Genomic DNA, 19,847 nt, shown 5'->3' with positions numbered 1-19,847 from the left:
GCCCCGTTCCCCTACGGGAAACGCCACGCACCCCACGCCTCTCACCCGATGGGCTGATTCCTCATACCGCCCGCGCCCCGACGGCGGCACACGCGCGCGGGGCAACGCGGGCCCGTACGGGGCGCGTTGGGGCTCGCGTACGGCCGGCGCGGCTCCGCTGTCCGTGGAGGCGGCGGGCGCCGGCCTGGGCCCCGCCGCCCGCTCGCGGCGGGACAGCGCGTTACAGGGCGCGGAATCCCGCGGAACCGGCCGGTGGAATCCCGCTGTGCCGAGCCCTCCCGTCCCCTGTAGGTTGATCCGCTGTGGAGGAACTCGACCGACAGATCGTGGAACTGCTCGTCAAGGACGGGCGGATGAGCTACACCGACCTGGGCAAGGCCACCGGCCTGTCCACCTCGGCCGTTCATCAGCGGGTACGGCGCCTGGAGCAGCGCGGAGTCATCCGCGGCTACGCGGCGATCGTCGACCCGGAGGCGGTGGACCTGCCGCTGACCGCGTTCATCTCGGTCAAACCCTTCGACCCCAGCGCCCCCGACGACATCTCCGACCGGCTCGCCGACGTACCGGAGATCGAGGCCTGCCACAGCGTCGCCGGCGACGAGAACTACATCCTCAAGGTGCGCGTCGCCACGCCCATCGAGCTGGAGCACCTGCTCGCCCGCATCCGCTCGCTGGCCGGGGTCTCCACCCGCACCACGGTCGTCCTCTCCACCCCGTACGAGGCGCGGCCGCCCCGCATCTGAGGCCGCACGGCCGACCCCGCGCGCGGGCGGCCGCGCGCGGGGCGGGAAACTGTCCCCATGAGCGAGCGCACCACCCCCGAGAACCGGACCGTCCTGCTGCGCGGCGGCGAGGTCCACAGCCCCGCCGACCCGTTCGCCACCGCGATGGTCGTCGAGGGAGGCAGCATCGCGTGGGTCGGCTCCGAGGGCGCCGCCGACTCCTTCGCCGACGGAGTCGACGAGACCGTCGACCTCGAAGGCGCGCTCGTCACCCCCGCGTTCACGGACGCACACGTGCACACCACGTCGACCGGGCTCGCCCTCACAGGGCTCGACCTGTCCGGGGCCACCGGACTCGCCGACGCGCTCGGGAAGGTCCGTACGTACGCCGCCTCCCGCCCCGCCGACCGGATCCTCCTCGGCACGGGCTGGGACACCGCCGCCTGGCCCGAGCGCCGCCACCCCTCCCGCGCGGAGCTCGACGAAGCGGCAGGCGGGCGGCCCCTCTACCTCAGCCGTGTCGACGTGCACTCCGCGCTCGCCACCACCGCACTCCTCGACCTCGTACCGGGCGTCACCTCCCGGCAGGGCTACGCCGACGGACAGCCGCTCACCGGCGACGCGCACCACGCCGTACGCGCCGCCGCGTACGGCAGCCTCAGCGCCGCGCAGCGCGCCGAGGCGCAGCGCGCGGCACTCGACCGTGCCGCGTCCCTCGGCATCGGCGCACTGCACGAGTGTGCGGGCCCCGACATCTCCGACGAGGACGACTTCACCTCGCTCCTCGCGCTCGCCGCCGAGGGCAACGGGCCGCGCGTCCACGGCTATTGGGCCGAACCCCTCACCTCCGCCAAGGGTGCCGAACGCATTCGCGAACTCGGCGCCCTCGGCGCGGCCGGCGACCTCTTCGCCGACGGCTCCCTCGGCTCGCACACCGCACATCTGTGCGGCCCGTACGCCGACGCGGGACACTCCGGCACCGCCCACATGGACGCCGACGCCATCGCCGCACACGTCGCCACCTGCACCGAAGCCGGCCTCCAGGCCGGCTTCCACGCCATCGGCGACGCCGCGATCCGGAACGTCACCGACGGCGTACGGGCCGCCGCCGAACAGGTCGGCCTCGGCCGCGTCCGCGCGGCCCGGCACCGCGTCGAACACGCCGAGATGCTCGACGAGCACACCATCGCCGCGTTCGCCGAACTCGCCCTCACCGCCTCGGTCCAGCCCGCCTTCGACGCGGCCTGGGGCGGGGAGGACGGCATGTACGCCGAACGGCTCGGCCGCGAACGGGCCCGCACCCTCAACCCGTACGCCGCCATGCAGCGCGCCGGCGTGCCCCTCGCTCTCGGCTCCGACAGCCCCGTCACGCCCCTCGACCCGTGGGGCACGCTCCGCGCCGCGGCCTTCCACCGCACACCGGAACACCGGATCTCCGTACGGGGCGCCTTCACCGCCCACACGCGCGGCGGTTGGCGCGCGATCGGACGCGACGACGCGGGAGTTCTGGCACCCGGCGCGCCGGCCGACTACGCGGTCTGGCGCACCGGCGAACTCATCGTCCAGACACCCGACACGCGCGTCGCCAACTGGTCGACCGACCCGCGCTCCGGCACACCCGGACTGCCCGACCTCACTCCCGGCCGCCAACTCCCGCTCTGTCTGCGGACGGTGCTCGGCGGACGGACCGTCTTCGCGCGGCCGAACGAGTGATCTCAGGGCCTCCCCATACCGCCGAACGATGCCCCTCGGCCTGTCGCGGGGCCTTCGCGCGGTCCTCACTGACCTGCTGATTTGGTGAAACGCCGCAGGCCAGAGGGCTGTTGACAGGCGATGCCACTGGGCGGGTAGGTTCAGCCGGGTCCACCAGAGGACGTCCGACCGGCAAGACTCCGCGCAGTCGTCGAACGCCGCTGGGCCATGGGGCGGTGTGCCGCACCGGCGCACCGCCACTGGGAGCCAGGTCCAGCGCCCGCGGCACGGGGGCGGAAGGTTTCAGCCGATCGGCAGGTGCGACCCGGGTGGGGCCCGGAGGCTCAGTAGACAACGGCTTTCGGTCGACCCGCAGCCAGCGGTTCCCAAGCCGGCCCGAAGAGCCCCGGGCCCCACCCGCACCTCACCCCCCACCGAGGGGCGGCTGAGTTGGATGTGCGGCTACGCCGCGCGGGGCGGGCACACCTCCACCGAGGTGTGGGCAGCGGTCCGCCCAGAGGGCGGGACGGGTGGGCACACCGGACCGCACCCGCGAGGACACGTCCCCCACGCACGCAACGCACGCGCACCCCACGCGCCGGCCACCCCGCACGCAACGCCCGCGCCCCGCTGAGGGGTTGGCCCCAGCCCCGCCCCTACCCGTTTCTTCCAGGGCCCCGCCCCGGTCCCCACCGCGCTCCGCGCGAAAGACCGGGGCTACGCCCCAGACCCCACGGGGCTCCGCCCCGTACCCCACCGCGCTCCGCGCGAACGCGGGGACACCGCCCAGGGCCGAAGCCCACCGGGCCGGACCCGCCAAGGTCCGCCCGCCCAACACGGGGCGAGGCCCCCACGGCGCGGGCCCCTCACGCCCCGCCCCGAGGGCGAAGCCGTCACAGCAGCGGGCCCCCGACCCCCTCACGGGGCGAGGGGGATGGGTGTCGGGGCGGCTGCGCGTTGTACCGTCAGCTCACCACCGCGCACCACCTGGAGGAAGGCCGACCGTGCCATCGGGCCCGCACACCACCGACGCCCCCGTCACCGACGGCACGGGCGCGCCCGCAGCCACGCAGGACGGGCAGACCTCGCAGGACGCGCCGCCCCGCGCCGGGCGCACGCGCCGCCTCGGGAGGGCCCTGCGCCGTGAGGCGCCCCGTACGGGCTGTGCCGTACTGGCCGGTGTCGCCCTCGCCCTGGCCTTCCCCCCGTACGGGCTGTGGCCGCTGTCGCTGGTGGCCGTCGCCGCGTTGAGCCTGCTGACCCGCGGCCGTTCCGGCCGCAACGGCGCCTGGCTGGGCCTCGCTTTCGGCTGGCCGTTCTTCGCCGTACTGCTGAAGTGGCTTCATGTCGTGGGCTGGGACGCCGTGTTGGGGCTCGCGTTCCTGCAGGGCCTGTTCCTCGCCGCACTCGGTGCCGCGCTCGCCGTCACATCGCGGCTGCCGTGGTGGCCGTTGTGGGGCGCCTGCCTGTGGGTGACCGAGGAGTGGGCCCGGGACCGGGTGCCGTTCGGCGGATTCCCTTGGGGGCGGCTCGCGTTCGCCAACACGGGCTCCCCGTACACGCCGCTCGCGGCGCTCGGCGGCGCCCCGCTGGTGACGTTCGCCGTGGCACTCACGGGCACGCTGCTCGCGGCCACCGCGCTCGCGCTGTGGCACCTGCGCCGCACCCGCCGCACCCCGTCCGGGACGGACACCGCACCGGCACCGGACTCCGCGGCAACCGCCCCGGCCCCGGAGACATCCGGAACCCCCCAGACGTCCGGAGCCACACCGGCATCCGGAGCCACGCCGGCAACAGCGACCGGAACCACCCCGGACGACGACGCAGCGGCCCCGGACACCCCCGGCACTCCCACCCCCTCCGCCCCAACGCCCGCCTCCCGCCGGGCCGTCCGCGTGCTCGCGCCCCTCGTGCTGGCGCTCGCCGTCACCGCGTCCGGGTACGCCGTGCCCGTCCCGACGCAGGCGGACGACAGCGCCGACATCGCCGTCGTGCAGGGCAACGTGGCGCACGCCGGCATGGACTTCCTCGGCCGCCCGATGAAGATCCTGAACAACCATGCCGACGCGACGCTGGACCTCGCGAAGAAGGTCGAGCAGGGCAAGGCCAAGCGCCCCGATCTGGTCATCTGGCCGGAGAATTCCTCCGACCTGGACCCCTACCAGTGGCCCGAGGCACGCGACCGCATCGACGAGGCGGTCAAGGCGATCGGCGTGCCCGTCCTGGTCGGCGCGCTCGTCGACAGGCCAGGCTCGCAGGGCTACGTGGAGAACCAGGGCATCGTGTGGGACCCGAAGAAGGGTCCCGGCGCCTCGTACACCAAGCAGCACCCCGTGCCGTTCGGCGAGTACGTGCCGTTCCGCGCCGAGCTCAGCAAGGTCATCACCCGGCTCCAGCGCATCCCGCGGGACTTCTACCCGGGCGACCACACCGGCGTCCTGCAGACCGGCCCCGCCCGGCTCGGCGACGTGATCTGTTTCGAGGTCGCGTACGACGAGATCCCCCGCGAGACGGTGAACGCCGGCGCCCGCGCCCTCGTCGTGCAGACCAACAACGCCACGTACGGCAGGACCGGGCAGCCCGAACAGCAGCTGGTGATGTCGAAGTTGCGTGCCGTCGAGCACGGCCGCGCCGTGGTCACGGCGGCCACCAGCGGCATCAGTGCCGTCGTCGCCCCCGACGGCACGGTGCAGCAGCGCACCGAGGAATTCACCCGGGACGTGCTGAGCGCGAAGCTGCCGCTGCGCGACGACACCACACTGGCTGACCGTATTGGCGCCGCTCCGGAGTGGACGCTCGCTATGGTGGGCTTGCTGTCCTGCGCCGGAGCATGGTTCCTCGGCCGACGGACACGGCGTACGGCGGTGCGACAGGGGAGCGAGGGGCAGCAGTGAAGGACGGCGGACAGCAGGAGCGCCCGTCCGGGGAAGCGGACCGGCGCGAGTCCGGACCCCTCGGCACTCCGCTGGTGATCGTGCCCACCTACAACGAGGCCGACAACATCAAACCCGTGGTGACACGCGTGCGTTCGGCCGTCCCCGACGCGCACGTCCTCGTCGCCGACGACAACAGCCCGGACGGTACGGGCAAGGTCGCCGACGAACTCGCCGCGGACGACGAGCAGGTGCACGTGCTGCACCGCAAGGGCAAGGAGGGCCTCGGCGCGGCCTATCTGGCCGGCTTCCGCTGGGGCATCGAGAACGGCTACGGCGTGCTCGTGGAGATGGACGCCGACGGTTCGCACCAGCCGGAAGAGCTGCCCCGGCTGCTGACCGCCCTGAAGGGCGCCGATCTGGTGCTGGGTTCCCGCTGGGTGCCGGGCGGACGGGTCGTCAACTGGCCGCGCTCCCGCGAGTTCCTGTCCCGCGGCGGCAGTACGTACTCGCGGCTGGTGCTGGACGTGCCGCTCCGCGACCTCACCGGCGGCTTCCGCGCCTTCCGCGCCGAGACCCTGGAGGGGCTGGGCATGGACACCATCACCTCCCAGGGCTACTGCTTCCAGGTCGACCTGGCGCACCGCGCCGTCCGCGCCGGCTACCAGGTCGTCGAGGTGCCCATCACCTTCGTCGAACGGGAGCGCGGGGACTCGAAGATGAGCCGGGACATCGTCGCGGAGGCCCTGTGGCGGGTCACCGCATGGGGCATCCAGGACCGGATGAAGAAAATCCTCGGCCACAGGCACACTTGAGACATGACGACGCGCGCACCTTACCCGTACGAGCCCCCTCACGAGCAGGCGTCCTCCGCCGGTGAGGAGCAGAACGGAGGTGCGAGCCGCCGTCCCGCGGGGCGCCGCTCGCGCCTCCGCACGCTGCTCCCGCTGGGCGTCGCGGCCTGGGTGGTGCTGGAGATCTGGCTGCTCACCCTGGTCGGCCAGGCCGCGGGCGGGCTGACCGTCTTCGCGCTGCTGGTGGCCGGGTTCCTGTTCGGCAGCTGGGCCATCAAGCGCGCCGGGCGGCGCGCGTGGGGCGAGCTGACCGACTCCGTGCAGCGCGCTCAGGCGCAGGCGGCGGGCCAGGACCCGGACGAGGCCGGCACGCAGTCCGGGGACGGCACAGCGGCCGGGAACGCCAAGAGCGGAAAGGGCGGCGGCAAGAAGGGCGGCAACGCGCAGGCGATGCTGGGCGGCCTGCTGCTGATGGTGCCGGGCCTGGTCTCCGACGCGGCCGGGCTGCTGCTGCTCTTCCCGCCGACAGCGCGGCTGCTGAGCCGTACCACCCGCCGCATGATCGGCCGCCGGGCCGAGGCCGGGTTCGCGCCCGGCGGGCTCGGCGACGCCTATCAGCAGGCGCGCCGGGCCGAGGAGCAGGTCCGCATCCACCGCCCGGACGGCAAGGTCGTGCAGGGCGAGGTCCTCCGCGAGGACGAGCCCCCGACGCGCTGACAGCATCTCGGCTGCGGCACAGTCCCGCGGGCCGCACAGGCCCGCGGGACACCGCACGTCCCGCCGGCAGAACCGCAGACACGACTGACCCGCAGACACGACAGAAAGGCCTGCGACCGGACTGGTCGCAGGCCCTCACTGCCGTCGTGACACAGGCACACCCTGCGGGGGCGTGCCGTGCGGCGGCGTCAGCTCACGCGGACTTGCGCTTGCTGTTGCTGTTGTTGCCGCTGCCGTCGTCCCGCGGATGAATCGCGAGGTTCATCGAGCCGGAGCGCAGGACGGCCAGCCTCTCGGCCAGCACCTCCTCCAGCTCCTCACGGGTACGCCGTTCCATGAGCATGTCCCAGTGCGTACGCGCGGGCTTGCCCTTCTTCTCCTCCGGCCCCTCTCCGTCGACAAGGAGTGCCGTGGCGCCGCACACCTTGCACTCCCACTCATGCGGAATCTCGGCCTCTACCGAGAACGGCATCTCGAAACGATGGCCGTTCTCGCATGCGTACTCCACCGCCTGGCGCGGTGCCAGGTCGATGCCGCGGTCGGTCTCGTAGCTGGTCACCACGAGTCGCGTGCCGCGAAGAGCTCGCTCACTCATGAATCGTGCCTCCCGGGCTTGTCGCCCACAGGACAGGTGTCGCTGTCGTCGTCTTCCGGTCAACGTCCGGTCGGCGGTGAAGATTCCCGTGTTGGGACATGTGCCCACCCGTCACCCACCGCCACCCCTGGGGGGACGCTGTGCGCCGCTGCCGTCCTTCGTGCCACCGCTTCGTCGAATATGCGGTACCCGCCTGTGCCCGGTTTGTCACAGCTGTGAGGAGATGTCACCCAGCGTTTGCATCTCAGTGTCTGCAGTAACGGTCCACCCGGCGGGGCCAAGGGGTTACCCTATCGGGCCGAAGGGCTCGGCGTTAAATCCGGGTTGTTTCCGGTTGCCGGAGCAGACCGTTCTGGAGGGTCGCGGCGGGACGGCGAACAGCCGCAGGAACAGCTGCGACAGGGGCCCGATCGCCAGCGCGTACGCCACCGTGCCGATCCCGGCGGAGCCGCCCAGCAGGAAGCCGCACGCGAGGACGGCCACCTCGATACCTGTCCGCACCAGCCGGATCGAACGCCCCGTCACCTGGTGCAGCCCCGTCATCAGCCCGTCCCGCGGGCCGGGCCCGAAGCGGGCCGTGATGTAGAGGCCGGTCGCCGCGCCGTTCAGCACGATGCCCGCCGCGAGCAGCGGGCCGCGCAGCCACAGCGAGTCAGGGGCGGGCACCAGCCACAGGGTGGCGTCCATCGACAGCCCCACGAGAAATACGTTCGAGACCGTCCCGAGTCCCGGGCGCTGACGCAGCGGCCACCACAGGAGCAGCACCACGGCGCCCGCCACGATGGACACGACACCGATCGACAGTCCCGTACGTTCCGCCACCCCCTGATGGAACACGTCCCACGGATCGAGCCCGAGCTGCGCGCGCACCATCAGCGCACAGCTCGCGCCGTACAGCGCGAGCCCCACGTACAGCTGCGTGAGTCTGCGGATCATGCGGCCGTCTGTTCTTCCCGAACCGCTCAACTCTCCACCCCTCCTGGCGCCAATCAACCGATGCGTGGCAGTCTGTTGCAGGCCAACGGCCAGTTCGAGGGCCAATCCGGGAAAGGTGGACTGCGACGATGACTCAGTGGACCTCCGTGATGGGCGCACCGCAGCTCGCCCGGCTGCTGGCCTCCCAGCAGCCGCACAACGGTGAGGCCGCCGCGCCGACGGCGTCCGCCACGCGGCGCGTCCCCGCCTACCGCTCCCTGGCCGACGGCGTACGCCTGCTCATCCTCGAAGGCCGGGTGCCCGTCGCCACCAGGCTGCCCGCCGAGCGTGAACTGGCCGCCGCACTGCACGTGTCCCGTACGACCGTCGCCGCCTCCTACGAGGCGCTGCGCGCCGACGGGTTCCTCGAATCCCGCCGGGGATCGGGGAGTTGGACCGCCGTCCCGGCGGGCAACCCGCTGCCCACCCGCGGACTGGAGCCCCTTCCGCCGGAAACCGCCGGCACGATGATCGACCTGGGCACCGCGGCACTGCCCGCACCCGAGCCGCACCTCACGCACGCGTTCCAGAACGCGCTCGCCGAACTGCCGCCGTACGCCCGCACGCACGGTGACTATCCGGCCGGACTGCCAGCCCTGCGCGAGGCGCTCGCCGACCGCTACACCGCGCGCGGTGTGCCCACCATGCCCGAGCAGATCATGGTCACCACCGGCGCCATGGGTGCGGCGGCGGCGCTCGCCCGGCTGTACGCGCCGCGCGGCGAGCGCATCGCCGTCGAGCACCCGTCGTACGCCAACATCCTTCATCTGCTGCGCGATGCGGGTGCGCGCCTCGTGCCGGTGCCGATGGCGGGGGAGCTCGCCGGCTGGGACCTGCCCGCCTGGCGGCGGGTGCTGCGCGACGCGGCGCCCGCCCTGGCGTACACCGTGCCCGACTTCCACAACCCGACCGGCGCGCTCGTCCCCGACGACCAGCGCCGCGCCCTGGTGTCCGCGGCCCGCGCCTCCGGCGCCGTGCTCGTCGCCGACGAGACGATGGCCGATCTCCCGCTGGAGCAGGGGCTCGAACTCCCGCGCCCCATGGCCTCGTTCGACTCCGGCGGCTCCACCGTCATCACCGTCGGCTCCGTCTCCAAGTCCATCTGGGCCGGGCTGCGCATCGGCTGGGTCCGCGCGGCCCCCGAGGTGATCCGCGCCCTGGTCGCGGCCCGCGCCTACGCCGACCTCGGCAGCCCCGTCCTCGAACAGCTCGCCGTGGCCGACCTGATGACCGGCGACGGCTGGAACGCCGCCGTCGCGGTGCGCTGCGAACGGGCCCGCGCCAACCGGGACGCGCTCGTCGCCGCCGTCCACGACCGGCTGCCCGACTGGGAGTTCACGACGCCGTCCGGCGGACTCACCCTGTGGGCCCGCACCGGCGGACTGTCCGGCTCCCGCATCGCGGAGGCGGGGGAGCCGCTGGGAGTGCGGGTCCCCTCCGGCCCCCGCTTCGGTGTCGACGGCGCCTTCGAGGGGTTCGTACGGCTGCCGTTCACCATCGGCGACCCGCTGGCCCGGGAGGCGGCGAGCCGGCTGGCCGCGGCCGCGGACCTCGTACGGACGGGCGCCGTCCAGGACGCCGAAGTGCCCCGCTCGTACGTGGCCTGACGCTTCGTAAGCGGCCTGGCCGAGCCGGAGGGCCCGCCGTCAGGTCGCCTGGACGGCGGTCCGCTCGGGCAACAGGTCCATGACGGCCCGGCGTTCGGCCTCGCTCGCCGACTCGTCGTACGGGTCGGGCGTCGCCGGTACGCGCAGCCGCAGCACCGGCCCGGCGCCCAGCCGCGCGAACCCGCGGCCCGGCGGAATGTCCGAGGACGGAGCGGAACGGGGCGCCTCGCCCAGCACGGCCCGCGCCTCGTCGGGGGAGACCGCGCCCAGCACCACCCGCGCGCGGGTGTAGGCGCGTACCGGCTGCCCGAGCCCGTCGGCCCCCTCGAACTGTTCGGCCACCGCGACCGTCACCCCCGCGGCCCGGCCGTGCCGCAGCGGCACCTGCAGCAGGTCCTGCGGATCACGGCGGCCCTCCGCCTCCGCGAGCTGGCTCAGCACCGAAGGACGGTCGATCACCAGCCACAGCGGACGCCGTACGTCCTCCGGCATCTGGTGGCCCGCCTGCCGCGCACGGCTGGCGGACAGCAGCCGGCGCTCCGTCTCGTGCACCGCCCACTCCAGCGTCGCCAGCGCGCCCACCAGCGACGACTCCACCGCGAGCACCCCCGTGCGGCCGGTGAGGCAGGCGAACTCGCCGGCCCCGCCGCCGTCGACGACCACGACGTCGCCCTCCTCCAGCGCCTGAAGGGCAACCGACCGCAGCAGCGAGCTGGTGCCGGAACCGGGCACTCCCATCGCCAGCAGGTGCGGTTCGGTGGAGCGCCGGCCGGTACGCCACATCACCGGCGGTACGTCCCGCGTCTCCTCGCCGTCGGTGACCGGCACCGTCCGCTGTACCGCCGCGGCGTCGGTGAAGCCCAGCAGCACCTCCCCGGGCCCCGTCACGAAACGCTGCGCCCGGACCCCGCCGGGCAGCGGGCCGAGCGCGGAGATCTCCAGCCGGTTGCGCTCCTCGTCCCAGCCGAAGTGGTACTCCCGCTCGCGCCCGGACTTGCCGCTCAACAGCCGTTCCACGCGCAGCCGTTCCTCGGCCTCGCCGTCCCGGAAGTAGGCCGGGTAGCGCAGCCGGAGCCGCCCGATGCGGCCCTCGTCGGTGAACTCGTAGTCCTCGAAGGCGCGGGACCAGTCGCCGTTGTGCGCGTACAGCGGCTCCGGGCTGGGGTCCTCGGGGACGGCGAAATAGGGGACGAGCGCCTCGTACACCGCCTGCAGCCGCGCCGTCTCGTCCTCGCCGGGCCCGGTGGGCTCCTCCTCCACGGGGTCGGTGCGCTCCCAGCCCTGCCACACGGCGGACGCGACCAGCGCGATGGTGCCGATCACCGGCCCGTACGGCATCACCACGAGCAGCAGGAGACAGACCGCCGCCAACAGAAGGGCGGGGCCCCGCCGTTCCTTCGGCAGCTTCAGCCACGCCCCTCTCAGCAGCAGCGCCAGCTTGCCGAGTCCGCGGCACAGCAGGATCACCGGATACAGCACGTCCCGCGCGCCGTAGGTGCCCGTACGCAGCAGATCGCGTGCCCGCGACCACCACGCCCCCGGTCCGTCCCCCAGACGGGGAAGCGCCCAATGTCCCACTGCTGCCTCCTCAGGTGGCCGGAGCCCGTTACTGGATGTTGCCCAACAGGTTCGCGAGGCCCTGGCCGCCGGACCGGATGCTCGGCGCGATGGAGGTTCCGGCCAGATAGAAGCCGAAGAGCGCGGAGATGACGAAGTGGGACACCTTGAGGCCGTGGTTGCGGAAGAACAGGAAGATGATGATTCCGAGCAGCAGCAGGCCGGAGATCGAGAGGACCATGGGTTACTCCGATGTAGGGGACAATCACCATGAGTTCCACCAGTTTCACAGAAAGTATGTAAGTGGTGTAACTGGCAAAAGGGTGTTTACGCCCGTTCGGGGACTTGTCTCTCAATCCCGGCGTTGCTCTCCGGGCTCCTCCCGTACGACGTCGGCTGGCTTCTTGTCGTCCCGCAGACCGAGGTAGCGCGGGTGCCGCAGCAGGCCGTCGCGGGTCCACTCGGTGAAGCCGATCTGCGCGACGAGTTCGGGCCGGACCCAGTGCACGCCCCGCTCGCGGACCTCGTCGGCGAACTGAGACGTGCCGGTCTCCAACTCGTCCAGACGGGCGCGCAGATCACGCAGCGTGGCCTGGTCGTAGCCGGTGCCGACCTTGCCCGCGTAGCGCAGCCCGCCGCTCTCGTAGTGGCCCACGAGCAGGGCGCCGAAGCCGGTGCGGCTGCCGGCCGGTTCGGTGAAGCCGCCGATGACCAGCTCCTGGCCGCGGGAGCACTTGAGCTTCAGCCAGTCCGGGGAGCGTCGCGGCAGATAGCGGCCCTCGGCGCGCTTGGCGATCAGGCCCTCCCAGCCGTGCGCGCAGGCCTCGTCGAGCAGCTCCTGGCCGCCCTCGTTGCGGTGCGTGGTGAAGCGCAGCGGCGCGGCGAAGTCCAGGGCGCCGCGCAGCAGGGATTTGCGGCTGCGCAGGGAGAGGCGGGTCAGGTCCGTGCCGTCCAGGCGCAGCAGGTCGAACACGTAATAGGTGACGGCCACGCCGCTGGCCCGCGCCTGCCGCGGATCCGTCAGCTGCATGCGCTGCTGGAGACGGGAGAAGTCCGTACGGCCGTGGGAGAAGGCGACGATCTCGCCGTCGACGGTGAAGTCCGCGCAGTCCTGCGCGGCCAGTGCGTCGGCGATCTCCGGGTAGGTGTCGTTGACCCGGCGGCCGGTGCGGGAGAGGAGGCGGACCGTGCCGCCCTCGCGGACGGCGAGGACACGGACCCCGTCGAGCTTCCGCTCGAACATCCAGCCGCCGCCGGAGAAGTCCCGGCGGTCGCTCAGTTCGGCGCGCATCGGCTCGGCTGCCAGCTGCGCACCGGGCGGCGCGGTACGCAGCAGCCGGCGTTCCTCGTTGCCGAGCCCGTCCAGCGCGCCGCTCACTGCGGGTCCTCTTCGGCGGCGACCTGTTTGAGGGTGCGGCCGCTGCGGGCCGAGCGGGCACGTACGGGGTCGGGGGCGCCGCGCTTGCCCGCCCGGGCGTCGTCCTCCTTGACCAGCAGCCACGCCTCGCGGCTCTCGTCCTGCCCGCCGCTGCCGCCGCGGAACCGGGTCAGCGCGTAGCCGCCGTGCAGCTTCGAGCCGTCGAGCCAGAAGCCGGCGTGCCCCTTCTCCAGGGCCTCGGCGAAGTCGGTGGGATTGCCGTGCCGGTCGTGGGTCAGCGGCCGGTAGGTGCCCTGGTCCCAGACGATCACGGAGCCGGCGCCGTACTCGCCCCCGGGGATGACGCCCTCGAACTCCCGGTACTCCAGCGGGTGGTCCTCGGTCGGCATGGCCAGCCGCTTGTCGTGCGGGTCGGCGGACGGGCCCTTGGGTACGGACCAGGACTTCAGCACGCCGTCGACCTCCAGCCGGAAGTCGAAGTGCAGGGTGCTCGCGTCGTGGATCTGCACCACGAAGCACGGCTGCTCACCGGGGGTGCCCTCCGTGCCGCGCGGCTCCCCGGTGCGGTCGAAGCTGCGTTTGCCGCGGTAGGTCCGCAGGGAGTCCTTGCCGCTCACGGCCGGCTCCTTCCTTCTCGGATCCGCGCCTCATCGGCTGCGTACGGTCACTCTCCCTGCCGGGTACCGCGTCCGCACCGTGGGATGCACCGGCACCGCCGGGGCCGGTGTGGTCAGTGGGGGAGGGGGATCTCGAAGTGGACGGTGCCGAAGCCGGGGCCGTGCTCGCCCGTGGTGCGGGCGTCGAAGATCTCCTTGGCGACGGAGTGCCAGAAGGGGCCCGCCCCCTCGATGTGCACGTTGGTGTGCAGGTAGACGCAGTCGTAGCCGGCGTGGGCCGCGAAATCGCAGGCGGAGTGGACCAGGGCGCGGGCGAGGCCGTGCCGGCGGTGGTCGGCGTCCACGTACACGCGCACCAGCTGGGCCGTGCTGCCGGAGGGGTAGCGCTCGGCGATCCACCGCGGGTGCGGGGGATGCGCCGGACCGCGCGAGTGGAGGCCCGTGGTGGCCACGACCTCGTCGCCGTGCCGGGCGACGAGGAGCAGGTGGCGGGGGTCGTCGAGGTAGGTGCCCGCGAGGTCGGTCACGTCCCGGTGCCAGGCGGGGACGTAGCCGTAGCCGAACTCGCGATAGAAGGTGTCGAGCATGACGCGGCGGGCGCCGTCGACGTCGCCGGGTCCTGCCGCGGCGACGGTGTAGGGGCCGATGTGCTGTGGCTGTACCGGGTGTTGCACTTTTTGTCCCGTTCGCTGGAGGGGTGGCATGTGAGCCGGACCAGCGTAACTGAAAACGATTGTCAAAAAGTGCGGGCGTGCTTCCCGGTGCGCTACGCCGCCGCCATCGCCAGCAGCTCCTGGAGCCGCAGCCCCCGCCGGGCGTCGGGACCGGACGGCCGGCCGGTGCGTACCGCCGTGGCGAACTCGCGGCGCAGTACCGGCCAGCACTCCTCGTGGTCGATCTCCGCGGTGTCGTAGGTGAGTTCGCCCTCCGGGCCGAACAGCTCCACCCGCGTACGGGCCCGCGGCAGCCGTACCGCGCCCGACAGCGACACCTGGCTGACCGCGCCGCCCTCGTGCTCGCAGGTCAGCTCCGTCCAGCGGCGCGGGTCGCCGGACGCGCGGACCGAGGTGACCGGGCCCGCCGTCAGGTCCAGCAAGTCCAGTACGTGCGGGCCCAGGTCGAGGAGCGCGCCGTGCTCCAGGCGCCAGCCGGTGGCCTGTTCGCCGTCGAGGAACGCGCCGTGCAGATAGCAGGAGCGGGCTCCGGCGACCGGGAACTCCGCGGCGCGGGCGAGGAATTCACGGGTCGCCGGGTGGTACCGCTTGGTGAGCACCAGCTGCGAGACGACGCCGCTCCCCTCGACCGCGTCCGCGACGGCCCGCGCCGAGGGCAGGTCGGGGCCCAGCGGCTTCTCCAGCAGCAGCGCCTTGCCCGCGCGCGCGGCGAGCGGTGCCAGTTCGGCCTGTACGTGGGGCGGGACGGCGAAGGCCACCGCCTCGCACCGGTCCAGGAGCTCCGCGAGCGTCGCCGTGGCCGTCGTGCGGAACGCGCCGTACTGCGCGGCGAGTTCGACTGCCGCCTCGGGGCGGCGCGCCCACACGGCGGTGAGCCGCGTCTCGGGCCCGGCCGCGAGCATCCGGGCGTGCATGGTGCGGGCCCAGGGGCCGGCGCCGACGAGGCCGACCCGCAGCGGGGGACTGTTCCAGGGGCCGGTCACGGTGCGGGTACCTCCGGGAGGGGGCGGGTCAGAGGCCGAGGGCGGCGAGGCGGGCGTCGGCGCGCTCCGGCGCGTACAGGTCCTCGACGACCATCAACGCGGCACCCAGCAGGCCCGCGCGGTCGCCGAGTTGGGAAGTGGTCATGTGCAGATGCGCGGTCGTACGGGGCATGGCGCGCTGGTAGAGCAGCTCGCGCACCCCGGTCAGGAACGGGGTGCCCGCGAGATCGCCGGCGATCACCAGTACGCCCGGGTTGAGCAGGGTCACGACGGCCACCAGCACCTCGCCCACGCGGCGGCCCGCCTCCCGGGCCAGCCGGACGGCGTCGGGACTGCCGGCGGCGAGCTGGTCGCGTACGTCCGTGCCGGGTTCCGCCGGGACGCCCGCCTCGGTGAGCTGTCCGGCGAGCGCGCGGCCGCTGGCGACCGCGGCGAGGCAGCCGTACGAGCCGCACATGCACAGGGCGTCCGGCCGGTCGTGCAGCCGGATGTGGCCGATGTCGCCGGCGCCGCCGTCGATGCCGCGGTACATCCGGCCGTCCACGACCACCCCGGCGCCGATGCCGGTGGACACCTTCACGAGGAGGAACGCTGAGCAGTCGGGGTGGGCTGTGCGCTGCTCGGCATAGGCCATCAAGTTGGCGTCGTTGTCGACGAGTACGGGCACGGGCGGGCCCTCGCCGGTGACGTGCTCGGCGTACGCCTGCCGCATCCGGTCGCGGATCGGGTAGCCGTCCCAGCCGGGCATGATCGGCGGCTGGATGACGAGCCCGGTCTCCCAGTCGACCGGGCCTGGTACGGACAGGCCGATGCCGCACACACGGTCCGGTGCGGCGCCGGACTCGTCGAGCAGCGCGGCGAACTGCCGCCCCAGCCGGTCCAGTACGTGCTCGGGCCCGTCGGCGATGGGGAGTTCGACCGACCGCTCGGTCAACACGGTCCCGGCCAGGTCCAGTACGGCCGTACGGGCGTGCCGGGTGTCCAGGTCCGCGGCGAGCACGACGGCGTGTCCGGTGTCGAACTCCAGCCGTGTGGAGGGGCGTCCGCCGGTGGAGCCCGGCGGTGGGGCCGCCTCCCCCTCGCGGAGCCAGCCCGCGCCGAAGAGCTGGTCGAGCCGGTGGCCGACGGTCGACCGGGACAGGCCCGTCGCCTGCTGGAGGGCGCCGCGGGTGGTGGCCCGGCCCTCGCGCACCAGCCGCAGCAGGTGCCCGGCGCTCGACTGATTGCCCGTCATGCTCGCTTCCCCCGCAGGTCCCCATGGCGCCGGTGCCGCCGCCGGCACCTCATCCCTTGTCCGCACCGCTGGTCAGCCCCTCCGTGAGCAGACGTTCAGCGGCGAAGAACAGCAATACCACGGGGACCGTCAGTACCACCGAACCGGCCATCAGCACGGTCTTGGACACCTCGATGCCGTTGGCCAGCTGCTGGAGCCCCAGCGAGACCGTCCACTTCTCCGGCGAGGCGGCGAGGAAGAGCAGCGCGAAGAGGAACTCGTTCCACGCGATCATGAAGATGTAGAGGCCCGTGGCCATCAACGAGGGGGCGGCCAGCGGCAGTACGACCTTGCGGACCGTCTGCAGCCGCGAACAGCCGTCCAGCGCCGCGGCCTCCTCGATGCTGTACGGGATGGTGACGAAGTAGTTCTTCATCATGTAGATCGACACGGGCACTGTCTGCGCGATGTACACGATGGCCAGTCCCACCAGGCTGCCCTGCAGCCCGAGCTTCGCGAACATCACGAACAGCGGGACCGCCAGCAGTGTCGCCGGGAACAGATAGACGGCGAGGAAGAGGGCGCTGACGTGCCGGGAGCCGAAGAACTTCAGCCTGCTCACGGCGTACGCGCCGGGGATCGCCGCGAGCATGGTGAGCACGACCGCGCCCACCGACACCGCGGCGGAGTTGCCGAGCATCCCGAGAAAACCCTGCCCGCCCTCGGATGTGGGCCGCAGCACCTCCTCGTACGTGGAGAGGGTGAACTCCTCGGCGGACACCCACAGTCGGCCCGGATCGAGCAGCAGTGCCTCGATCGGCTTCACCGACAGCAGCACCATGTAGAAGAAGGGGACGAGGGTGATGGCCGCCAGGAACACGATCACCAGCGGGCGCAGCACCCCGAACAGCCGCTCCTCGAACCGCGCCCGGCTCATACGGGGGCGCGGGGCGGGGGCTCCGAGGGTGCCGGGAGCCGGCGGTCCGGTCGTCGCGGCGCCCTCCGTGCGTACCGCTGTGCTGTTCATCGCGCCTCCTCTCATCGCGCGTCCTCCTCGGTCCTGCGGGCGAAGAACGTGAAGTAGATGCCCAGCAGCACCATGAGGACCACGGCGAGCACGAGGGCCTGGGCAGCGGCGGCGCCGACGTCGAAGCGGGCGGTGAGGAAGTCGTACACCCGCACCGCCACCACGTCGGTGCCCGAACCGCCGCCGGTCAGCAGGTAGATGTCGTCGAACTTGTTGAACGTCATGATGAAGCGCAGCACGCACAGCAGCGCGATCACCGGCATCAGATGCGGCAGCAGCACGTACCGGAACTGCTGTGTGGGCGCGGCGCCGTCGACCTTCGCGGCCTCCTCCAGGCCGTCCGGCACGGCCTGGAGGCGGGCCAGCAGGAAGAGGAAGGCGAAGGGGAAGTAGCGCCACGTCTCGAAGGCGATGACGGTGAGCAGCGCCAGCGGCACCTCGAAGTGCAGCCCCAGCAGGCTCACTTCGTACTCGCGGGTGGAGAGGAACGCGATGGGGGAGTCCCAGCCGAGCAGCTTGGCGCCCCACTCGTTGACGATGCCGAACTGCGGGCTGAGCGCGATCTCCCAGACGAACGCGACGGCCACGACGGGCGCCACGTACGGCAGCAGCATGGCGGCGCGCAGCGGCCCGCGGCCGCGGAACGGCCTGCGCAGCGCGAGCGCCGCGACCAGGCCCAGGCCCGTCGAGCCGACGGTGGCGCCGACCGTGTAGAGCAGGGTGGTGCCCAGGCTGGACCAGAAGCCGGGCGAGGCGAAGACGCTGTCGAAGTTCTCCAGCGACCAGTTGCCGAACAGGCTCATGCCCTGGATGTCGACGAGCCGGGCGCGCTGGAATGCGAGCAGCAGCGTCCACAGGATCGGCAGCACCACGACGACGAGGACGACGACGAACGTCGGGGTGACGAAGGCGAGTCCCGCGCGGTTCTCGCGCCGGCTGCGCGTCAGGGGGCGTCGTGCTTCGCGGGGCGGAGTGTGTGTGGTCATCGCAGGGACCTCCGCAGCGCCTCGATCTCGTCGGCGGCTTCCCGCGCCGCCTCCTCCGACGTCAACTGGCCGCCGGCGAGCGCTCCGAGGGTCTTGGGGACGGGCAGTTCGCCGTTGGTGGCGCCGACGAGGGCGCCCTCGCCCTGGTCGATTCCCCAGCGCCGCATGCTGCCGACGCCGCCGGCGAGCCGGTCCAGCAGCTCGTCGGAGTAGATCTCGTCGAGCGGCTTGCGGACGGACGCCTCGACGCCGAGCCGGCTGCTCTTCCAGGCGCGGGTGTACTTGTCCGGGTCGTCCGCCGTGCCCTCCCGGACCGGGATCTTGCCCTCGGGGGCCATGCCGAACCAGTCCTCGTACCCGTCGCTCATCATGTACTCGATGAAGCTTCGGGAGGCGCCCTTCTCCGCCGACTTCGTCACCGCCCAGGAGGTGATCTCGCCGAACGGTGCGGGCTTCTTGCCGTGCGGGCCGCGCAACGCCGTGCTGATGCCGCTGTGTTCGGCCAGATAGCCGCGGTTCTTCTTGCACTGCGGACAGCTGGGCACGGTGTCGGCACGCAGCCCGGAGAGCTCGTCGAGGAGGAACGAGGACCACAGCAGCATCGGCGACCTGCCGGCGAAATAGGTGGCCCGGGTCGAGTCCACGCTCTGCGTGCCGGGCGCGCCGTGGTCGCGGGCGAGGCTGCGGTAGGCGGCGAACGACTCGCGGCATGCGGGGGAGTCGAGCTGCACCTTGCCGTGTCCGTCGATGAGCCGGCAGTTGTTGGCGAGGGCGAGATTCTCGAAGGACTGCTGGGTGAACACGTCACCGGGGTCGGTGGCGACGGACATTCCGTCCATCCGGCCGCGGTCCAGCTTCGCGGCCGCCCTGGTCAGGGACGCGTACGTGTCCGGTGCGGGCAGTCCGGCCTTCTTCAGCAAGTCCTTGCGGTAGACGAGCAGTTGCAGCCACGCGTCCGAGGGGACGGTCAGCGGGGTGCCGCCGTCCGAGGTCAGCTTGCGCGCGTTGGCGTTGAACGTGCCGGGCCCCAGATCGTCGATGATCTGCCGCGGGAGCCGGGTGTCGAGCAGCCCGTTTCCGTACATCTGCCATGCCTGGCCCAGCGGGAGGGCCGCGATGACGTCGGGGAGGTCACCGGCCGCGGCGGCCGACATGATCAGCTGCGGGAGCTGCGCCTCGTCGACCCCGACCAGCTCGACCTGGATGCCGGTGCGCTTCTCGAAGCGGTCGACGACCTTGTGGGTCGCCGTCATCCGGGCCGGCAGGTTCTCCTGCGTCCACACCGTGATCTTTCTGTCCGGTGCGCTCTTCTCCTGGGCCGAACAGCCCGCCAGCAGGCTGCTGCTGAGAAGCACAGCGAGACCGGCCGCGGTCGCCCTCGACCGCCGCGTCCACTTGAGCATGCCTCGTCCTCACACGATTTCTGCCTGATGGACG

General features: G+C 72.6%; 18 protein-coding genes. 6 read left to right on the top strand and 12 right to left on the bottom strand.

The features are described from left to right. The first annotated feature begins 302 nt into the window (after positions 1–302). The 5 genes from AC3AGO_RS06640 to fxsA all read left to right on the top strand — a co-directional run bounded on the left by AC3AGO_RS06640 (position 303) and on the right by fxsA (position 6,798). Complete coding sequence (locus AC3AGO_RS06640; protein WP_487819188.1) at positions 303–743, top strand: Lrp/AsnC family transcriptional regulator; 441 nt, start codon at positions 303–305, stop codon at positions 741–743. 57 nt (positions 744–800) lie between these two features. Then, positions 801–2,435: an amidohydrolase gene (locus tag AC3AGO_RS06635; protein WP_487819187.1), complete on the top strand. Its 1,635-nt coding sequence runs from the start codon at positions 801–803 to the stop codon at positions 2,433–2,435. Positions 2,436–3,418: 983 nt separating this feature from the next. Further along, positions 3,419–5,308 carry an apolipoprotein N-acyltransferase gene (gene lnt, locus AC3AGO_RS06630; RefSeq protein ID WP_487819186.1) on the top strand — a complete coding sequence of 630 codons (1,890 nt, stop codon included), beginning with the start codon at positions 3,419–3,421 and terminating at the stop codon, positions 5,306–5,308. Continuing rightward, the gene (locus tag AC3AGO_RS06625; protein WP_487819185.1) at positions 5,245–6,102 is read left to right on the top strand and encodes a polyprenol monophosphomannose synthase; all 858 of its coding nucleotides are present in this window, start codon (positions 5,245–5,247) and stop codon (positions 6,100–6,102) included. The genes lnt and AC3AGO_RS06625 overlap by 64 nt, the downstream gene beginning before the upstream one ends. Before the next feature lie 3 nt (positions 6,103–6,105). Then, entirely contained in the window at positions 6,106–6,798 is a 693-nt protein-coding gene (gene fxsA, locus AC3AGO_RS06620) for an FxsA family membrane protein (protein ID WP_487819184.1), read from the top strand. Positions 6,799–6,991: 193 nt separating this feature from the next. Here fxsA and AC3AGO_RS06615 read toward each other — a convergent pair whose 3' ends face one another. Both AC3AGO_RS06615 and yczE read right to left on the bottom strand, forming a co-directional pair. Then, on the bottom strand, positions 6,992–7,393 hold the full coding sequence (locus tag AC3AGO_RS06615) for an RNA polymerase-binding protein RbpA (RefSeq protein WP_487819183.1): 402 nt from the start codon (positions 7,391–7,393) through the stop codon (positions 6,992–6,994). Between the two features lie 285 nt (positions 7,394–7,678). Continuing rightward, positions 7,679–8,329 carry a membrane protein YczE gene (gene yczE, locus AC3AGO_RS06610; RefSeq protein ID WP_487819182.1) on the bottom strand — a complete coding sequence of 217 codons (651 nt, stop codon included), beginning with the start codon at positions 8,327–8,329 and terminating at the stop codon, positions 7,679–7,681. Positions 8,330–8,457: 128 nt separating this feature from the next. Here yczE and yczR point away from each other — a divergent pair, with 128 nt between their 5' ends. After that, on the top strand, positions 8,458–9,975 hold the full coding sequence (yczR, locus tag AC3AGO_RS06605; RefSeq protein WP_487819181.1) for a MocR-like transcription factor YczR: 1,518 nt from the start codon (positions 8,458–8,460) through the stop codon (positions 9,973–9,975). Between the two features lie 39 nt (positions 9,976–10,014). Here the strand turns inward: yczR and AC3AGO_RS06600 are convergent, their stop codons facing one another. From AC3AGO_RS06600 to AC3AGO_RS06555, 10 genes are all read right to left on the bottom strand, one after another. Continuing rightward, a complete protein-coding gene (locus tag AC3AGO_RS06600; protein WP_487819180.1) occupies positions 10,015–11,553 on the bottom strand; it encodes a hypothetical protein in 1,539 nt (512 codons plus the stop codon). A gap of 28 nt (positions 11,554–11,581) precedes the next feature. Beyond that, positions 11,582–11,773, bottom strand: coding sequence for a hypothetical protein (locus tag AC3AGO_RS06595; RefSeq protein WP_487819179.1), 192 nt, complete (start codon positions 11,771–11,773; stop codon positions 11,582–11,584). 111 nt (positions 11,774–11,884) lie between these two features. Next, positions 11,885–12,910, bottom strand: coding sequence for a non-homologous end-joining DNA ligase (gene ligD / locus AC3AGO_RS06590; RefSeq protein ID WP_487819178.1), 1,026 nt, complete (start codon positions 12,908–12,910; stop codon positions 11,885–11,887). Beyond that, positions 12,907–13,527, bottom strand: a complete 621-nt coding sequence (locus AC3AGO_RS06585) for a DNA polymerase ligase N-terminal domain-containing protein (protein ID WP_487819177.1) — start codon at positions 13,525–13,527, stop codon at positions 12,907–12,909. Before AC3AGO_RS06585 ends, ligD begins: the two co-directional genes overlap by 4 nt. Positions 13,528–13,640: 113 nt before the next feature. Then, positions 13,641–14,114: a GNAT family N-acetyltransferase gene (locus AC3AGO_RS06580; RefSeq protein ID WP_487824556.1), complete on the bottom strand. Its 474-nt coding sequence runs from the start codon at positions 14,112–14,114 to the stop codon at positions 13,641–13,643. Between the two features lie 179 nt (positions 14,115–14,293). After that, positions 14,294–15,184 (bottom strand): Gfo/Idh/MocA family protein, encoded by an 891-nt coding sequence (locus AC3AGO_RS06575; protein ID WP_487819176.1) that lies wholly within the window; start codon positions 15,182–15,184, stop codon positions 14,294–14,296. A 28-nt stretch (positions 15,185–15,212) separates the two neighbouring features. Further along, positions 15,213–16,418, bottom strand: a complete 1,206-nt coding sequence (locus tag AC3AGO_RS06570) for an ROK family protein (protein WP_487819175.1) — start codon at positions 16,416–16,418, stop codon at positions 15,213–15,215. Between the two features lie 49 nt (positions 16,419–16,467). Then, the gene (locus AC3AGO_RS06565; protein ID WP_487824555.1) at positions 16,468–17,334 is read right to left on the bottom strand and encodes a carbohydrate ABC transporter permease; all 867 of its coding nucleotides are present in this window, start codon (positions 17,332–17,334) and stop codon (positions 16,468–16,470) included. Positions 17,335–17,435: 101 nt separating this feature from the next. Continuing rightward, a complete protein-coding gene (locus AC3AGO_RS06560; protein WP_487819174.1) occupies positions 17,436–18,410 on the bottom strand; it encodes a carbohydrate ABC transporter permease in 975 nt (324 codons plus the stop codon). After that, the gene (locus AC3AGO_RS06555) at positions 18,407–19,813 is read right to left on the bottom strand and encodes an ABC transporter substrate-binding protein (protein WP_487819173.1); all 1,407 of its coding nucleotides are present in this window, start codon (positions 19,811–19,813) and stop codon (positions 18,407–18,409) included. Before AC3AGO_RS06555 ends, AC3AGO_RS06560 begins: the two co-directional genes overlap by 4 nt. Between the last annotated feature and the right edge of the window lie 34 nt (positions 19,814–19,847).

It is taken from the genome of Streptomyces sp. BL1, assembly GCF_057628045.1.
The sequence above is the reverse complement of the archived record's forward strand: the minus strand, read 5'-3'. Positions and strand labels throughout refer to the sequence as shown.